The 16,783-nt window shown below is 59.1% G+C and carries 9 protein-coding genes and 1 pseudogene; 5 read left to right on the top strand and 5 right to left on the bottom strand.

The features are described from left to right. Positions 1-16: 16 nt before the first annotated feature. From BLU32_RS09125 to BLU32_RS09110, 4 genes are read right to left on the bottom strand one after another with little or no spacing between them, the layout of a single operon-like run. Positions 17-1,186 carry an ABC transporter substrate-binding protein gene (locus BLU32_RS09125; RefSeq protein WP_208977005.1) on the bottom strand — a complete coding sequence of 390 codons (1,170 nt, stop codon included), beginning with the start codon at positions 1,184-1,186 and terminating at the stop codon, positions 17-19. A 19-nt stretch (positions 1,187-1,205) separates the two neighbouring features. Then, positions 1,206-1,919, bottom strand: a complete 714-nt coding sequence (locus tag BLU32_RS09120) for an ABC transporter ATP-binding protein (protein ID WP_093806332.1) — start codon at positions 1,917-1,919, stop codon at positions 1,206-1,208. Continuing rightward, positions 1,920-3,233, bottom strand: a complete 1,314-nt coding sequence (locus BLU32_RS09115) for a glutamine synthetase family protein (RefSeq protein WP_093806330.1) — start codon at positions 3,231-3,233, stop codon at positions 1,920-1,922. It abuts the gene before it with no gap. A 6-nt stretch (positions 3,234-3,239) separates the two neighbouring features. Beyond that, entirely contained in the window at positions 3,240-4,070 is an 831-nt protein-coding gene (locus tag BLU32_RS09110; protein ID WP_172838552.1) for a MurR/RpiR family transcriptional regulator, read from the bottom strand. A 158-nt stretch (positions 4,071-4,228) separates the two neighbouring features. Between BLU32_RS09110 and BLU32_RS09105 the strand changes: the two genes are divergently transcribed. The 3 genes and pseudogenes from BLU32_RS09105 to BLU32_RS09095 all read left to right on the top strand — a co-directional run bounded on the left by BLU32_RS09105 (position 4,229) and on the right by BLU32_RS09095 (position 7,211). After that, a complete protein-coding gene (locus tag BLU32_RS09105; protein ID WP_093806328.1) occupies positions 4,229-5,026 on the top strand; it encodes an N-formylglutamate amidohydrolase in 798 nt (265 codons plus the stop codon). Continuing rightward, entirely contained in the window at positions 5,010-5,648 is a 639-nt protein-coding gene (locus BLU32_RS09100) for an isochorismatase family cysteine hydrolase (protein ID WP_093806326.1), read from the top strand. The genes BLU32_RS09105 and BLU32_RS09100 overlap by 17 nt, the downstream gene beginning before the upstream one ends. 484 nt (positions 5,649-6,132) lie before the next feature. Further along, positions 6,133-7,211: pseudogene (locus BLU32_RS09095) on the top strand (IS3 family transposase). Here the strand turns inward: BLU32_RS09095 and BLU32_RS09090 are convergent. Beyond that, complete coding sequence (locus tag BLU32_RS09090) at positions 7,139-7,552, bottom strand: CRISPR-associated protein Csx16 (RefSeq protein WP_093806324.1); 414 nt, start codon at positions 7,550-7,552, stop codon at positions 7,139-7,141. The pseudogene BLU32_RS09095 and the gene BLU32_RS09090 sit on opposite strands and share 73 nt — an antisense overlap. Positions 7,553-8,217: 665 nt before the next feature. Between BLU32_RS09090 and BLU32_RS09085 the strand changes: the two genes are divergently transcribed. Together BLU32_RS09085 and BLU32_RS09080 are read left to right on the top strand one after the other, a co-directional pair. Then, positions 8,218-10,272, top strand: a complete 2,055-nt coding sequence (locus tag BLU32_RS09085; RefSeq protein ID WP_093806322.1) for a hypothetical protein — start codon at positions 8,218-8,220, stop codon at positions 10,270-10,272. A gap of 41 nt (positions 10,273-10,313) precedes the next feature. Then, positions 10,314-16,766, top strand: a complete 6,453-nt coding sequence (locus BLU32_RS09080) for an SIR2 family protein (protein ID WP_093806320.1) — start codon at positions 10,314-10,316, stop codon at positions 16,764-16,766. The last annotated feature ends 17 nt before the right edge of the window (positions 16,767-16,783 follow it).

The raw sequence follows: 16,783 nt of genomic DNA, 5'->3' as shown, positions 1-16,783 counted from the left end.
TTTGATCGGCGCGCTATCAGAACGACGGCGCGTTGGACGGGATCTCCTGGGAGACCACTGATCGCACTCCATCCTTGAAGCCGACAACCGGGATTTCGCGCAGCGCGAAGCTCTTGGTGTCCTTGAAGGAGATTGAATCAACCGACATGACCGGGATGCTGTCGGCGCTGCGGATCGCTTCACGAATAGCTGCCGGATCGTCGCCGCCGGCTTTCTCGATTCCGTAAGCCATGATCTTGATCATGTCCGCGCCAAGCGAAGGAAACAGGCCGCTGACAGGCATGTCGATTTCCGCACAAGCTTTCTGGAACGCTTCGATCCGGCTGCCAGGAACCGCCGGGGCAAGCGTGCCGAAGAACACCTTGTTCAGGATTGCCGGATCTTCCTTTGCCAGTGCGTCGAGGGATGGATCGTCGAAGCCGTCGGAACCAACCACCCAGGCGTCGAGGCCGGCCGAGCGCATTTGCCGGATCAAGATGCCGATGTCTGGCATTGCCCAGGAAATGTAGACGGCATCGGGTGCCGGATCGAGCGCCTTTAGCTCGGCAATTTGCGGGCTCCAGTCCGTCGTGCCGGAGGTGTAGTTGAGCTTTGCCTGAAGCTTGCCGCCATTGGCCTCAATGACTTCGGCAAACCATTCCGGGGTCTTGGCAGACCAGGAGCCGCCATCATCAGAGGTGAAGATCGCAATATTCTTTACGCCTTGCGCGAGCGCGTAATTGGCTGCGGCTGTGGCGGTATAGGGATCCGGAGAGACATTGGTGAGAAAGTTGTCGACCACACCGCCGTGCATTTCGACCTGCGTGCTCTGCGACTGGATCACCGTGACGCCACTTGCGCCAGCGATCTGGGCGACCGGGATCATGGTGTCGGAGAACGGGATCGTGCTGATGGCGATAGCTCCCTGGCCCACAAATTTCTCGGTCAGAGAAATCGCCGACTGCGTGTCAGACCCGGTGTCCTGGACCAGAAGTTCGAGATCGCGGCCGCCGATGCCGCCGTCACGGTTGATCATCTCCGCCATGCATTTGGCGCCATCGACTTCATTGTAGGGTGCGTAGTCACCGGTCAGCGGAACGGGCAGTCCGATCTTGATGGTGTCTGCAGCGTAGGCTGTCCCTGTCATTGCAGCCAAACCGACCGTTGTCGCCATCAATGCATTTTTCAATGTGTGCTGAATGCTCATGAGTTTGCTCCGGATATTGTTATGCGCCTTTTCCTAGATACGCATTTATGACCTCTGGATTTTTCGTCACATCGTCGGGCAGGCCAGAGGCCACGACGCTGCCCATGTTCATGACCGTCAGCTTTTCGCAGGCGGACAAAATGAATTTCAGATCGTGTTCGATAAGGATGATTGCGCAGGTATGCCGTTCCCTGAGCCAGGTGAGGTTTTTAAAGAGCTGATCGGTTTCGTCGGGGTTCATGCCTGCGGCCGGTTCGTCCAGCATCAGCACCTTTGGTCTCAGCGCCAAGGCGCGAACAATTTCGAGCCGCCGCATTTGGCCGTACGGAAGGTTTCTGGGTGATTGGTCCACATCGCCTCGCAACCCGAACCTGTCGATTGCATCCTCGATCAGATCCGGATCGTGGTCAGGCTTTCCCGAGTGCTCGCTTTCCGCCACCTCGATGTTGCGGCGAACCGACAGGTTGGCAAACAGGCGCAGGTTCTGAAACGTCCGCGCCACCCCGATACGGGCCTTCTCATGGGCGGACAGATCCTGAATGGGTTTGCCTTCAAGCAGGATTTCTCCGGCGCTCAGCTTCAACAAACCCGAAATGAGATTGATCATGGTGGTCTTGCCGGCACCATTCGGGCCAATCAAACCATGAATTTCGTTCGCCTCGACCATGAAGCTGACGCCATCAACGGCCTTTACACCTCCGAAGCTCTTGGATACCCCCCGGATTTCCAGCATCTAGTAGACTTCCTTGTAGAGGTTGCACTTTTCCTGCCAATCAAGACCCTCGAGCTCGGTCATCTCCTGCTTTTTGTGATCAAGGTAGACATTGACGAATTCATCACCGAACCAGCTTCGCACCGACTGGGATCTGTCCATCGTGTCGAGTGCTTCTTTCAGGCTTTGCGGAAGACGCCGGAAGCCGCGTTCGGCCAGAGCTTCAGGCCCGAGCAGGGACAGGTCTTCCTCGGTCGGTGCTGGTGGTTCGAGACCGTCGCGAACGCCCTGTGTGCCGGCAAACAGAAGTGCGGCATAGGCGAGATACGGGCTGGCGGCTGCATCTACTGCACGGACTTCAAAATTGTATTGTCTGGCTATTGCCTCGCTGTCCCGGCTTGAAACCGGACAGATGCGTACGGAAGCTTCCCGGTCGCGATAGCCGAGATTGTTGAATGCGGCGCTCCAGCGATGCGGCGTCAAGCGCAGGTAGCTGATTTCCGATGGCGCCAGAAGCGCCATTATCTGATCAAGATATTTCAGCACACCGCCAATAAAGTGACGGGTCAACGCACTCATTCCGTGAGGATCGGCCACATCGTGCGTTAGCGGATTGTCCTGATCATCAATAAAACTGAAGTGAATGTGTACTCCGTTTCCGACGCTATCGGGGTCAAGGATCGGCGAGAAGCTTGAGCCGACACCAAAGCGATGCAACACGTCATCAGTCAGGATGCGCAGGATAACCGCATTGTCAGCGGCGGTGATTCCGGTCGCCGGTTTATTGGTGATTTCATACTGGGACGGGCCGTATTCCTTCATGAAGGTGTCTGGCTTGCAACTGGTCCGGTCCAATTCGGCAATCAAGGCTTCTGCCCAGGCTTGCCCGTCTCTGAAACCTTTCAGGCCGAATGAATCGCCCGGGCGAGCCGGTCCGTCTTTCAGCTGGAATTCATGCTCGAATGCCGACAGGACAGTCGCACCCGCCAGTTCATGCAATTCCCGCAAAGCCCGCTTGGCATGCGAGCGCGTGCAAAAATCCCACGGTTCACCCTCCAGGCTTTGGATGTCGCCAAGAGCAATATCCAAAGCATTGCCCGGATCACCCATTTGAAACCGAGTGCCAGCCTCGGGGATCAGTGCCAGGTCGCCAAGCGAGCCGAACGGGCTGTCCGCGATCGTGTCGAAACAGGTTATCTGCACATTGGTCGGCGTCCAGCCGACACCGCGCAGGCTGCGTTTTTTCCATTCGGAAACCGGAAAAGACTTGCCGCGCACCAGACCGGCGAGATCCGATGTTGCAACAAAAACCAACTTGCTTTCATCTGAATTCATTCAGCGTCACTCCCCAATTCCGACGGTCGGCTCGTCGCGCATCTCGTCCCATTGAGCAATTCGTGCCTTCGTTGCATCCCAATCCATTTCCGCCAGCGGAATCAGCAATGCCTCGACGAGGGCGAATGCGGGCACGTAGCTGTCCCACAACGTTCCTGAACCGATTGGCACCGAAATCAGCTCACTCGCCCCTTTTGCACATGGGCTGATCCATTGATCCGTAATGACGATCGTCTGGGCCTTGCAGGTGCGAACCTGAATGGACAGCCGCTCGAGACTGGCCTGATAGCGCCGGAAATCGATGACAAGCACTATGTCTTTCGGGCGAAGCCGCAAAAGGTATTCCGGCCAGGTTTCCGGATCAGCGGGGATGTGGAAGACGTCCTTGCGGATCTGACACAAATGCCGGACGAAAAACCCAGCAATCGAGTCGCTCATCCTGCCGCCGATCATGTAGATCCGCCGTTTGGAATCGCCCAGGAGCTGGCAGACCCTATCGAACTGCGCTGGCGACACCCGCTCCGCCAGTTCCGAATTCAATGTTTCGATACGCTGCAGATAGGACAGGAGAGAGGCTTCCTGACCAGCCGTCTGGCCATCGCGCAAATCAATCGGAGATCGGTTGCCCTGCTTGAGTTCCTGCACGAGCTTCTGCTGAAACTCCTGAAACCCGGAAAATCCGATTTTTGTCACAAACCGGGAAATGGAGGGCGCCGAAACTCCCGCCTTGCGTGACAACTCCTGAATGGGCTCGAGGCCAGCAAAGGGATAATCCGCCATCAGGACAGATTTGAGCTGGCGCTCGGCCGGCGTCAGCCGTTCGATCATGTCCTCCATCAAGTGACGAATTTCCACCACGATGCCCTTTTTGCAGCCCAATAACCGCCAGCTAAGCAATATGAAAAAAATATGTCAAACATAATTTTTGCCTTGAATTTGATAGAATGTTTTTGCACTGTTCGATCATAAACGTGAGGTGAAAATGGGAGGCGGTTTTGAGCTCGTCGTGGGAATTGGCATCATCTGAAGAGCTGTTGAGCCGACGGGCGGACCCCGAGCCGGTTGAAATCGTCAACGCTGATTCAACGAGCCCAATTCTCCTGATTTGCGAGCATGCAGGCCGGAAAATCCCGCAGAAACTCGGGTCTCTCGGGCTGACAGACGAACAGCTCGCCCAGCATATCGCCTATGATATCGGCACCGAGAATTTGGCCCGGAACTTGGCGGCCCGCTTCGGCTGTACGCTTATCCTGCAACGCTACAGCCGCCTGGTAATTGACTGCAACAGGCCGCCCGGTACGGCTCAGTCAATTCCTGCAATCAGCGATCAGGTGGAAATTCCCGGCAACCAGCATCAGACGCACTTGCAAAACAATGCAAGAATTCGCGAAATCTTCGAGCCGTTTGCAACGGCCAGCGAAGCGCAAATTGCCAGGCAGAATCTGCGTTTCACATGTTCGATCCACAGCTTCACACCTTTCATGAATGGCATGGCGCGGCCATGGGATATTGGTTTTCTCTATCGCCAGCCGATGAGTCGCGGCAATGATCTGGTTCAACTTGCCACGCGGCTGTGGCCCTCCCTGGTGATCGGCGACAACGAGCCATACAGAATTGAAGATGCAACCGACTGGTATATTCCGGTTTGCGCGGAGAAGCGGCAAATAGCGCACAGTCTAATTGAAGTGCGCAACGACCATCTTCTCACCGACGATGACTGCCAGCAGTGGAGCGCTCGGATTTACGATCTTTTGTCTCAGTTTATGGAAGCCGATAATGCAACTCTCTCGTAACCTGCCGCTGGATCCTGCTTCTTCGGCGCTACTTTTCATAGATGTGCAGAATTTTTGTGCACGCCGGGATGGCGGAGAATTCAAGGACTTGCCGCAAGAAGAGTTCAATGACAGCTGCGGCTGGTTCTTTGAAAAATTCGAGCGCGAGACCCTGCCCAACATGCAGCGCCTGCAATCCGCATTCCGCAAGCGCGATATCGAGGTGATGTACACTGTAATCGAAAGCCTCACCGCGGACGGCCGGGACCGCAGTCTTGATTACAAGATTACCGGTTTCAATGTGCCCAAGGGGTCGTGGGACGGCAAGGTGCTTGACGCAATTGCTCCGGAAGGCGACGAAATCATTCTTCGGAAGACCTCCTCATCGGTGTTTGTCTCGACCCATATCGACTACATCTTGCGCAATCTTGGCGTCAAACAGATCGTGATTTCGGGCCTGGTGACGGATCAATGCGTTGAAAGCGCGGTTCGCGATGCCTGCGATCTGGGCTATCTCGTGACCCATGTCACCGACGCCTGCCTGACCTACACCCAGGAACGTCACGACAATTCGCTCAAGACGATCAACGGCTATTGCCGACAGATGACCACGGATGAACTCATCGCGGAGATAAACGGGTGAGCCAGATCGGCATGTCTCCCAAATTTGATCTTGCGATGCCGTGGGCGCGGCCCGTCAACGTGGTGTAATTCTACATTGCTGCTCCCAACTTGAGGCGAACCGCAAGTGGTCGTTTGTCGGCCTTTCTCGTCTCGATAAGGGTCCGTTGGAAACGCCGCGCGTCGAGCCGCGTTCCAATTGCTGCGTAAATTCCAACCGTTATTGGAATTTCATTCTACAATTTTTCGGCAAATCCGGCTTTGTTTTAAAGGGGCTTTAAAGACCGCTCAAAGTGCCGTTAAAGGCCTTTTAAAGTGTTGGCTTTGGACCGTGAAACGCTTTTTCTTGCTGCATCGAACCTGTTGCGGGCCGGGTCGCGGGCTCGGTGTTCTTACTGAATAGCCCCTCGTTTCCTAGACGCCTTCTTCCCTGAATTTGACGCAAGGCGGCCGACATGGGCAAAGCCAATTCCAGCGACGGTTTCAAACGGGACGCGGTGGCGTAGATTGCCGAACGGGGTTATCCGGTTGCGGAGGTTTCCCGGCGTCTGGATGTCAGCCGGCATGCGCCTTGAGATTGGAAGAGGAAGTTCTCGAAGTCCTCTTCCAGCTCCAGCGAGGACGGGCAGTCTGCGGAGAGCCGTCGCCTGAAGCACGAGTTTGTGCGGGTGAGCGAGGAGCGCGACATCCTAAAAGGAGCCACCGCGTATTTTGCCAAGGATGCAAAGTGAGATACGCGTTCGTTGCCGAGCATCGACAGCAGTTCACTGTTCGGACGATGTGTCGTTGCCTGCGCATCCAACCCAGCGGTTTCTACGCCTGGCTGAAGACCCCCCTGAGCAGGCGAGCTCGGGAAGACGCTCGCCAGGCCGAGCTTCTCAGCAAGGCCTGGTAGGAGAGCGGCAGGGTCTACGGCTATCGCAAGCTGCATGACGACCTTCTCGATCAGGGAGAGACGTGCTGTCCCAACCGCATCGCTCGTCTCGCCAGGCTGGCCGGGATCGAGGCGCGGATCGGCTACAAGCGTCGGCCCGGTTCCTATGGCGGCAAGCCGTCAGTCGTGATCGACAACACCCTTGCCCGGCAGTTCGATGTCGATGCGCCGGACAGGGCGTGGGTGACAGATATCACCTGCATCCGGACACTTGAGGGCTTTGCCTATCTGGCCGTCGTGATCGACCTGTTCTCGCGCCGCGTCATCGGCTGGTAGTTGCAGGGCCGGCAGACGACGGATGGTGTCCTGCAGGCATTGCTGATGGCGGTGTGGCGTCGAAAGCTCAAGAACAGGGTGCTGGTTCATTCGGATCAGGGCTCGCAGTGCACCAGCATGGACTGGTGTGCGTTTCTGCGTGCCCACAATCTTGAGCACTCGATGAGACGGCGCGGCAACTGCCACGACAATGCCGTGGCGGAGAGCTTCTTCAACCTCCTCAAGCGCGAGCGGATACGGCGCAGGACCTACCGAACACGCGAGGAGGCAAGGCAGGACGTGTTCGACTACATCGAGATGTTCTACAACCCGAAGCGCAAGTACGGCAGGAACGGGATGCTGTCACCCGTCGACTTCGAACAGCAGCAGGCATGATAGGCGAGCGCCTCGCAGGCCGGACGCCAGTTGCATGTCGTGAAGCCCTCCGCCTCGAGAAAGCCGTCCCTGTCATCGATGGCCTTGCCGCCGAAGTCCTGCAGAAACGCCCCCGGGGCTCTCTGGGGCCATTTTCTGCGGGGAGGGCGCGGGCTTGTCGGCGTCGCCCGCGGACGGGCGTTGACGGCGGCGACAAGCTGGACGGGCAATGTGCCCAGCACCGTGTCGCCCGGACCGAGCGTCTCCGGATCGAGATGCGAAACCAGCCGGACCTCGCCCAGACCTTCCTGTTCGGCGCACTCCCGGGCGCCCTGGTGGCGCGTAACGAAATAGCCGGTCATGTGTGCCCCATTGCAACGCCAGGCGATTGAGACGCGCCCATTGTTGCACGGCAAGGTAGCAAAATGCAGCAAAAGCGTGTGACCGCGGACTTGGTGAAGCGGGATCGCCCCAATTGTCCATCGGGCAGCAATGCAAGCTGCCGTCGTTGGCGCGCTCATTTTTCTATTACACGTCAAAGGGCGAGAACGAGATGAGCCTCACCATGATGCGGCGGATCGACAGTGTTCCTTGAGCCCCCGTTCTTCGGTGGCCGGCAAATGACCTTCTACAACTATCAGCGCCCTCACTTAGCCCTGGGCGGCAAGCCGCTGGCGCTGGGCTATTGGCAGAGAAGTGATATCAACCAACCCGATCTGCAGGTGCCACGAGTAGCTCAAATTACGCCAGATCCTGTCCAACGATCGGTGGGTTAGCCAAAGGGTGCGATCATCAGGGGAGGGACCGCCATGTCCTGGCGCGAAGTCGGCAGGTCCGGGCCGATCCCGATTCGCCCACCGTGCCGTTTATCAGCTTTACATCGGCATCGTCGGGATGCCACTCTCACTTTGCATTACGCTACGTCGCATTTTTTAGCACTCGTCTCGACACGCAGGCGACCTGATTTCAGTCTCGTTTAACGCCGGTCGGCTCCCGCCTGCCGGGTATATTTTTGGAGTGCGCGTCTTTGCCAGACCCCGTCCAGATTTCCCGCGATATCCTGCTTCTCGGCGATCCGGCCATTGATCATTTCATCGTCGCGCTTCCCCCGATCGGCGGACAGACCAGTCCGGATTGGGCGCATTACGGCACCTGGAAGATGTGGACGCTGCGTGGCGGGGTCCACATGACCCGCGACATGCTCGTTTCCCACGGATTCGATGTGACCATGGCCGGGCCTCAACATGTCAAGACGAGTGGCGAATGCGAGGACAAAAAGACACATGTGGAGTCGCTCGCCAATGTCCGCTATGTCGACGCCGCTGGCCAGTTCCTGGAACATCGTCCTGACGCGCCGCTGGAGCTGCGGGTGTCCAGCTTCGGCGGATATCGCACGAGCACGCAACCGGCGCTGCAATCATGCATCTCGGAAACCTGCCCGGACGGTTCGTGGCCTCTGGTCATCCTGAACGACGCAAGCGGCGGGCTGCGCGAGCGTGAGGACATCTGGGGGCCGCCGCTTTTTGAAAGGCAGGTCCCGGATCGGACCATTCTCCACAAAATGCACTTGCCGCTTGGCGAGGGACGGCTCTGGGATCGGGTCGCGACCCTGAGCGAGGTGCGGCGTATCCTCATCGTCAACGCGAACAATCTGAGAGCCAGCGGCGTGCGACTGGTCCGCGGGTTGTCTTGGGAACTCGTCGTCGAGGACCTGTTGCGACAGGCGGGGGAAACAACGGGCCTTCTGCCGAAACTCCTGTCCGGCTGCGACCATCTTCTGGTTCTCTTCGACGTCGAGGGCGCCGCGATCCTGAGCCGGAATGCAGCCTCAGTCACGACCCTCGACCTGCTGTTCGACCCCGCACTTGCGGAGGGCGATGTCGAGAAGGAACAGGCCGGCGACCTGTTCGGCAAGATGAACAGTTTCACGACTGCGCTCGCGCGAGGCATCGCCGAGGCAGGGCCCCTCTCCGGTTCGGGCGACCTCTGCGGGCCCGTCCTGCGCGCGCTCGCCTGGCAACGCGCCTTCGCGCAATCCCGGCTCACGGAAAACGGAGACGCGCTCGCGTTTCCGATGCCGGAGCCGTCGCAGGAACAGCTGAACTCCTGTCGCTGCGAAAAAAACCTTACGCTTCGTGGCCCGAAGCAGCGGGTCGTTGTGCCGAGGTCGACGTCGAACCGGAACCTGGCAGAAAGCATTGTGCGGAACGGCCTGCGTGTCCTGTCGGACGTTCCATCGGCGCGCTTCGGAAAGTTCTTCACGGTGGACCGTACCGAGATCGAAGGATACCGCGCCATCAATCGACTGATCCGTGGTTATCTGAAGGATACCGGGGCGACGAAACCGCTGTCGATTGCGGTGTTCGGCCCGCCTGGAGCCGGAAAGTCGTTCGGTATCAAACAGATGGTGGAGCCGCTCAAACTAGAGGAAAAGGTCTTCAACCTGTCCGAGGCCACGGCAGACGACCTTCCGGGCTTTTTTCACGAGATCCGGGACGAGAACCTCAAGGGCAGGACACCGCTCTGCTTCTTCGATGAGTTCGATTCACACAAGCTGTCTCTGGTGAAGCATTTCCTTGCCCCGATGCAGGATGGCACCTTCCGCGAGGGCGCGCGGCTTCATCCGATCGGGCGCGGCCTGTTTGTCTTCGCAGGCGGCACCAGCCACACGTTTCGCGACCTGGCGTCCAAGGCCCCCAAGGAGCCGGAACTGAAGCTGACCGATTTCGTCTCCCGCCTCAGCGGCCATATCGATGTGCGCGGCCCCGATCGCGGAGACAATGGAAGCGATGACGATCACATCCTGCGCCGCGCGATCCTGTTGCGCAGCCTGCTCGAACAAAACGCCGCCTCCATCATCGATACCACAACCGGCGAGGCCTCGGTCGACGACGGCGTTCTCAACGCGTTCCTGATGGTCCCGGCGTTCCGGCATGGCGCACGGTCGATGGAAAAGATCATCCAGATGAGCACGCTTGGGCCGCAGGCGTCGCGCTACGCCGTTTCGGACCTGCCGGAGACCGATCAACTCGATATGCATGTCGACGCCGGCGAGTTCGAGAGACGGGCTCTTGGGGGCTGATCCGGCGCGAGAGCACAACAAGAGAGCCTGGGGGGGCGCGGATGGGTAAGAGTTCGACGGAGGATGGCAGCAAGGGGGCGCCATCGGCGACGCCGGCCGAGGAAAAGGCAAACTTCTTCGAGGAACTGCGCGAACAGCTGCGCTACTGGCCCTATACGATCCACCAGATCGACGACACGCTCGACATGAGCCTGATCGAGGGCAAGGGCAAGCAACTGCTGTTTCAGGCAATCAACAGCCGCAACCTGACCACCTTCATCGGCTCGGGCTTCTCCGCCGGCTTCGGCCGCCTCAGCTGGCAGGAATGGAAGGACTTGCAGACCAATGTGGTTTCGCAAATGGCGGACAGCTTCGTCGCTCTGATTGAGCAGGCTGAAATCGCGCTGGCGACAAGTCTTTACATCGTCGACCCCGATCTGAGCGACCAGGCGATCGCCGCGGGTCCGGTGATACGCATCGACGACCACTTGTTATCAACCCAAGCAAAAAAAATCCGCTTTCTGATATTCAGAGCATATGTAATTCGCTCAAACGATCCAAGATCGTTTCTCAATGGTTTCAGCACCCGCGATGCCCGAAACATCGCGCGCTGGATCGTAAGCCGCCAGCGCCAGATCGGCTACGCCCGCGCGGATATCACCAGACTGAGGCGTACCTTCGACCAGGCACGCGGCGACAGCGGCGAGTTTCCCGGCGGAGAAAGCCTCCCGGTCCTGTTCGAGATCGCCCAGCAACTGCATGACCTGCTTCAGCGCCAATCCGGCCTCTTCCTGCACAAGCGCGACATAACGCCCGCCGACAGGAAAGACATCCTGGAGCGCAACGCACTCGGGTGCCTGCACCACACCGACAATGCGGCGCCAATCGAGAGTATCGAAAAGCTGACACAGTATCTAAGAGACGCTGACAACGATGGGTTCAAGAAGGTTTATCGCTCCTTCACAAAAAAACTGGTCGAATTCTACCGTCAAGCGCGCAAGGCCGAGACGCAGATGCCCTTCTCCGATCTGGTGAAAGTGCTTCTGGTTGATGAAACAGCCCATGCCGAACAGATTCTGCTGTCCGGGCTGTCCTACGACCGGAAGGCCGGGCGTGCCGGCCAGGGGGGGGACCGGGAAAAACGCATCGATGAGATGCGGCGAACCCTCAATGTGCTCGACACGGCAAAACTCGGTCGCCGGATCCCGGGCATCCGGCAGAAGCCGGACCGTTATACTGTCCTGACGCCGTTTCGCTGCAAAAACATCCGAAAGATCATTGAGGCCGGAAAGCCTAAGAACACTGAAGCCGGAGCGCCTGAGAACATTGAAGCCGGAGAGCCTAAGAAAAGCGGATGGGAAGAAATCACGGACTTTATCGAAGCAAACCTCCACGACCAGGCGGGCGAGGACGATAAAGGATCGGAACACGACCGGACTTTCCTGACGCCGTCATCGCGCTTTCTCGCCGGCATGCTGCTCGCTCTGGTTGATGATCCACTGACGAAGTTGAAGCCGGAGAAGGGCGAAGAGCCGACGCCAGGGCTTCCCGAACTCTCGATCTTCGACGAGGTCAAGCCCGGCGACTTCCGCTCACGCCGCTCGATCCTGTCGGAGCGTCTCGATCCGCTGGTCAAGACGGCGCGCAAGCTCAAGATCAGCCGGTTCCTGACGACCAATTACGACTTCGAGATCGAACGCTATTTCCAGGACGCGGGATACAGGCGGTTCGAGCACGACGATCATGGCGGCCCCGCCGACGGCAGTCCGTTTCCGCGCGGATACATGGATTTGCGCAGCCACCGCTCCGACAGCCTCGGCGGCGTGTTTCGCGATCTGACGTTTCGTCGCGAAACGGCCTCGGATCTGGTCGGTTTCTCGGTGAGCGACGAGGGGGTCGACGCCTCCGTCTTCCACCTGCACGGGCGGGCGAGCAAGGAAGAAGACATCGTGGTGACGGAGGCCGACTACATGGACCTCTATCTGCGCCGCGATGCCATGCGGGAGATGGTCGACGAAGGCATCTCGATTGCGTTTTCCGGCGCCCCCACCTTGTTTCTCGGGCTCGGCATGACCGAGGCGGACCTGTTGCGGCCGCTGCGCCAGTTCATCAGCGATCGCGACCGCGAGGTCGGCTACACCTCCATCGTGCTGCTTCCGGCCGAAAAGGACGAAGCGGCCCGCGCCAAGACCAGCACCGCCCTTTATCTGCGCTACGGCGTGCACACGATCTTCTACGGTGGCGGCCAGGTCACGATCGGTGGCGTCCCTGAGGACATCGATTGGCTGCACAAGATCCTCACCCTCGTTCGCGAACTGACGCGTATCGTGAACGACCGGCGAAAGGCCCTTGAGAACCTCAAGGATAGTGGAACGGAACGCTCTCTCGGCACGACGTGCGACCCAGCAGAGGTCAAAACGGAAAACGGGCGGTCAATGTATGATACCGCTGACCTTTTTCAGCGACTGGAAAAGGCGCTTGGAAAGCTAAATCAGGATGACACTAGGCCGAACGTGCTCGCCGCGCTCTTCGGCCGGAAAAGACTAACCGCGAGAGTGTTTTCCACCAAGATTAAAAAAGACGGATCGTTTCAACCGCGCCTTGTTTCACCGACGTTCACCCCGGTTCGCTACAAGGCATCGCGCGCCGCCAGCAATGCCAAGAACCGCCATGGCTCCGAAACGGTCGATGGCACCGACTATCTCGACTTTTATCTGCTGCTGCTCACGCATCTTGCCCGGAAAATTCTGTCGTCCCCTGACACGTCCGAAAATCTGACGCTCGGCGCGCTGCTGCGCGACTTGAAGGCACAGAAGATCGCGCTTGACGGGATTTACGGCGCGCTGTTGACCGGCTCGCTCAATGCCTCGCTTGACGGTCTGGAGAAGGAATGGCGCTCCTGGTGGGAGCGATGGCAGCAAAGTCCGCCACATCGGCTTGCCCGGTTCGAGCGGGTCGACGCGGATGCCAACATCCGGAAGAGGTTTGCCGAACAACGCCTGATCCTCCCGAGACGGTTCATCCGCTACCGCATCGACAGCGTGATCACCAATCTGGGCAAGGCCGAGAAACGCGTCGCGAAGGCCTGGCCAATACCTTCGCTTCCCCTCAGCGACAGCCAAATTGCGAGAGATACGGAATACCTGAACAAAACGGGTGTGCGGGCTGCCGACACGTTCCTTCGCGCCGTATACCTCCAGCGCCGCAAGGACGAAAAGGCCGGCCGGCTCGATGCGGGGCGTCGGTACTACACGATCGCCGCCCACCGCGGACTGGGTAAGGGTTGCCTTATGTCGATCATGAACACGAGGCTCGGCCTTTCCGCCTATATGCGCGCCGCATGGCCGGAGGGCGGTCTCGGCGCACCCCATTCGGAAACGCCAATAGTGCCGGTCTATTTCGGCGCCGTCTTCATCAACCTCAGCTTCTCGACCGAGGTTGCCTCCGTCTATGACATGCTCATCGACGCGCTCGACGAGTTGGCGCTCGATGTTCAGCGAACGGGCGAAAAGCTATCATACTTTCGATCAGGACCGATTGGCCAGTTCAAGGATCTCAATAATGAATTGCACTACGATCAAGGTCGAGATGAATTCCTCGCGAAGTTGAGAAAAGCGGATGAAAAGAAATGGAGAAAAAAACAGCAAGACCTCAAGGAACTGCCGCGCACACTACGCCTGCGGAATGCGCTGGAAACATTCGACACCCAGAGTCGCACCTTGGTCAAGGCAAGAAGCAATGTTCTGTCCCTGCAACCGCGGGTCCTCATCTACATCAATGGCGTTGAGCTTTTGATAGAGCGAAACCGGCGGGCGAAGAACGCGGAGATCCATGACGTTCTCGCCTATCTCATGTCGGAGGAAGCAAGCTCCTTGCCGGTCGACATCATCGCCACAGGGGCTGAAACCGGTCTCGGCGACCTCTGGCGCCTGCCCGCGCCGGGTCTGGCGGGCCGTATGAGGACAAGATCCGACAAACCGCCGCTCCCCGCCCTGCATCCGGTTCGCATCGACCGACCGGGGATTGACGCACGCGGGCAGGAAAGCACGCTGAGGCGCAGTGTGGCCTCCGGCATACCCTTTTCGTCACGCAATCCGACCGCAACGACCGGGCAAACTAACCTCATTCATTTCGCCCGGCCGATGAAGACGACGGAATTCCTCATCGACAATTTCTTCATTCTGGCGACCGCCTTGTTCGTCATGTATCGACACCGCTCACGGAAGTTCGCCAGCTCCCGCAGCGTTCTGGAAGAGCTTGCCGCTGGAACCGTCTTTCAAGATGCCAAGAAACTGCGTAAGAATTTATGGGCGACCGACAAGCCGTCCGGCCTTGCGCAGGCACTGGCAACGAACTGGGACACAGTGGAAATCGACGTTGCCACAAAAGTCCTTGCCGCGCTCAAGGGAGTGGACGAACCGAAACAAGACCGAGAAAAACGCGTCCCGCTGATGCGGCGCGCGATGCTTCTGCGCTACCGGACAGCGGAAGACGACTCCGAGGGCGAGTGGCGCGAGATCCGCCGGCATCTTGGCAGCAACCGTTTCTGCATGACGTTGCTGCTCGCCGCGGCCCAACGCGTGGTGTTGCGCGAAAGAACCCTGCTGGAAGGCGCCCGGAAGGCCGAGGCCCTGATCTTCAACACGGTCAACGAGATCCGCAATGTCAGCGTCGAGCAGCGCGAGCAAACCGTGCTGCGGGCCGCGCTCGACACCTACGCCCGCTTCCATGTCATCGGCGACCCGGAAAACGACATCGAGCTGCACCAGAAACTGCTGCGCAGCCTGGCGGTCATCGGCTCCCCCGTCAGCGCCAATGTTCTGGTCCGCCTGCCCGACATTCGCGCCTATTTCCGCGATGCGAAAACGGAATTCGATGTAAGCCGAAGGCGCACAATCTCGCAGGCGCTCCACACATTGGCTTTTCGCGGGCTGTGTTTCCGCCTGCATCCTCATCCGCAGGTCAAGCAACTTGGCGAAGCCCCGTCCGCCGCCGACAACCGGCGCTGGCCCGCGCAGATGGAGTACCGCTTCGCGCTTCACCGGATCGTCCAGCGCTACGGGATTTCCAGACTTGGCAGCGGCACCGCCGATCCGGTCGCGATCAACAATTTCTCGCCCTCGCTCTATGCCTCGATGCCTTCAGGCCTGCCGCGGCTCAGCCATGAAGCCTATGAATACCTGCGCGGGTTGCTGGTCGGCCTGTCGCAATATCCCGATATACCCCATGCGGAACAGCGGTTCGAACCCTGGATCTTTTCGACCGACGACAAGACGACCCGCGTGGAGGCCCTGCGTGCGGCCCTGACCATGGTACGTTCGACGTTCTCCGTCGCCGTCGTCTCGCGGTTCGAGGACTACAAGAGCCATCCGGCAAGCCGGGCCGCCCGCAAGCGCGGATATTTCGAGACCTACAAGGTTCGCCTGCGCTGGGTCATCCGGATGGCATGGGAACTCCTTGACATCGATGACCTCAGGACCGCAATCGGCAAGGAAAACGGGGAAAACACTGACCAGGTCGATTTGCAGAGCGATTTTCGCTCCTATCGACCCGACCTCGACTGGCGGCAAATGAATGCTCTCCATCGCGACGAGATCGTCTGGCTCTACAACGAGGCGGGCCTGACCTGTCTCGTACAGGGCAACCTCACGGACGCCGTGGCCCTGCTGCGACAGGCGATCGAGTTCAATCGCGGGATCGAGGGGCGGGAGGATATTGGCCGCCAGCACAACCGTATCTCCCTCAATCTCGCGATCGTGCAGATCGAACGCGGTCGGCTTTCCGCCGCGCGCACCCGGTTGCGCCGTATCCGCGACGACGAGAACGTCCGCGGTGACCGGGTCTACAAGCTCGCCGTCGGATATCTGGGGTTGATCGATCACCTGATGGGCAATGTCGACGAGGCGAAACGTCAATATGACGAGACGCTCGCGTGGAGCCGGCAGGACGATGATGTGCGCGCTTCGGCTGTCTTCCTCAATCACAGGGCCCGGCTCGAGGCGGCGAAGGATCCGGTGCAAAGCCTTCTGCTGCTCAGGGAGGCGCGGCAATTTGCCGACAGCGGCGGACATGAGGATGTCCGTCGCCATATCGTCCTGTCGGAAATCCGCATCTGGATGCTGGTGCCCGCCGGGGAGGGGGTGTCACCGGAGAACGCGATGCAGAGGTTGCGTGAGGTGGAAGACTACGCCGAGTTGATGGGGGCGCCCTCGCTTGCCTGCGAGGCATTGCATCTGCGTGCAAGGATTGTGTTGGAAAGCGGCGAGGCGTCGACAGCAGGCAAACTCTTGATCCGTGCCATGGCAATTGCCCGGCGCAACGCCATGACCCTTCGACTCAACAGCGCCATGACCACCTATGCCCTGTCATTGCTGCACCGTGGGCGCCCGCTTCCGGCGGAGCGGCTGCTCTATGCCAGCCTCGAAATGGCAAAGCACTCCCGCTACAATAGCGAGATCGCGCGGGTGCAACGTGTCTTGGAGAGTCCCGAGTTCCTCGATGCCAAGAGTTCGTGACCCTGAACCGTCCCGGG

The organism is Stappia sp. ES.058 (assembly GCF_900105595.1).
Lineage (GTDB): Bacteria > Pseudomonadota > Alphaproteobacteria > Rhizobiales > Stappiaceae > Stappia.
Note: the sequence above shows the minus strand (reverse complement) of the source record. Positions and strands in the feature narration are given on the sequence as shown.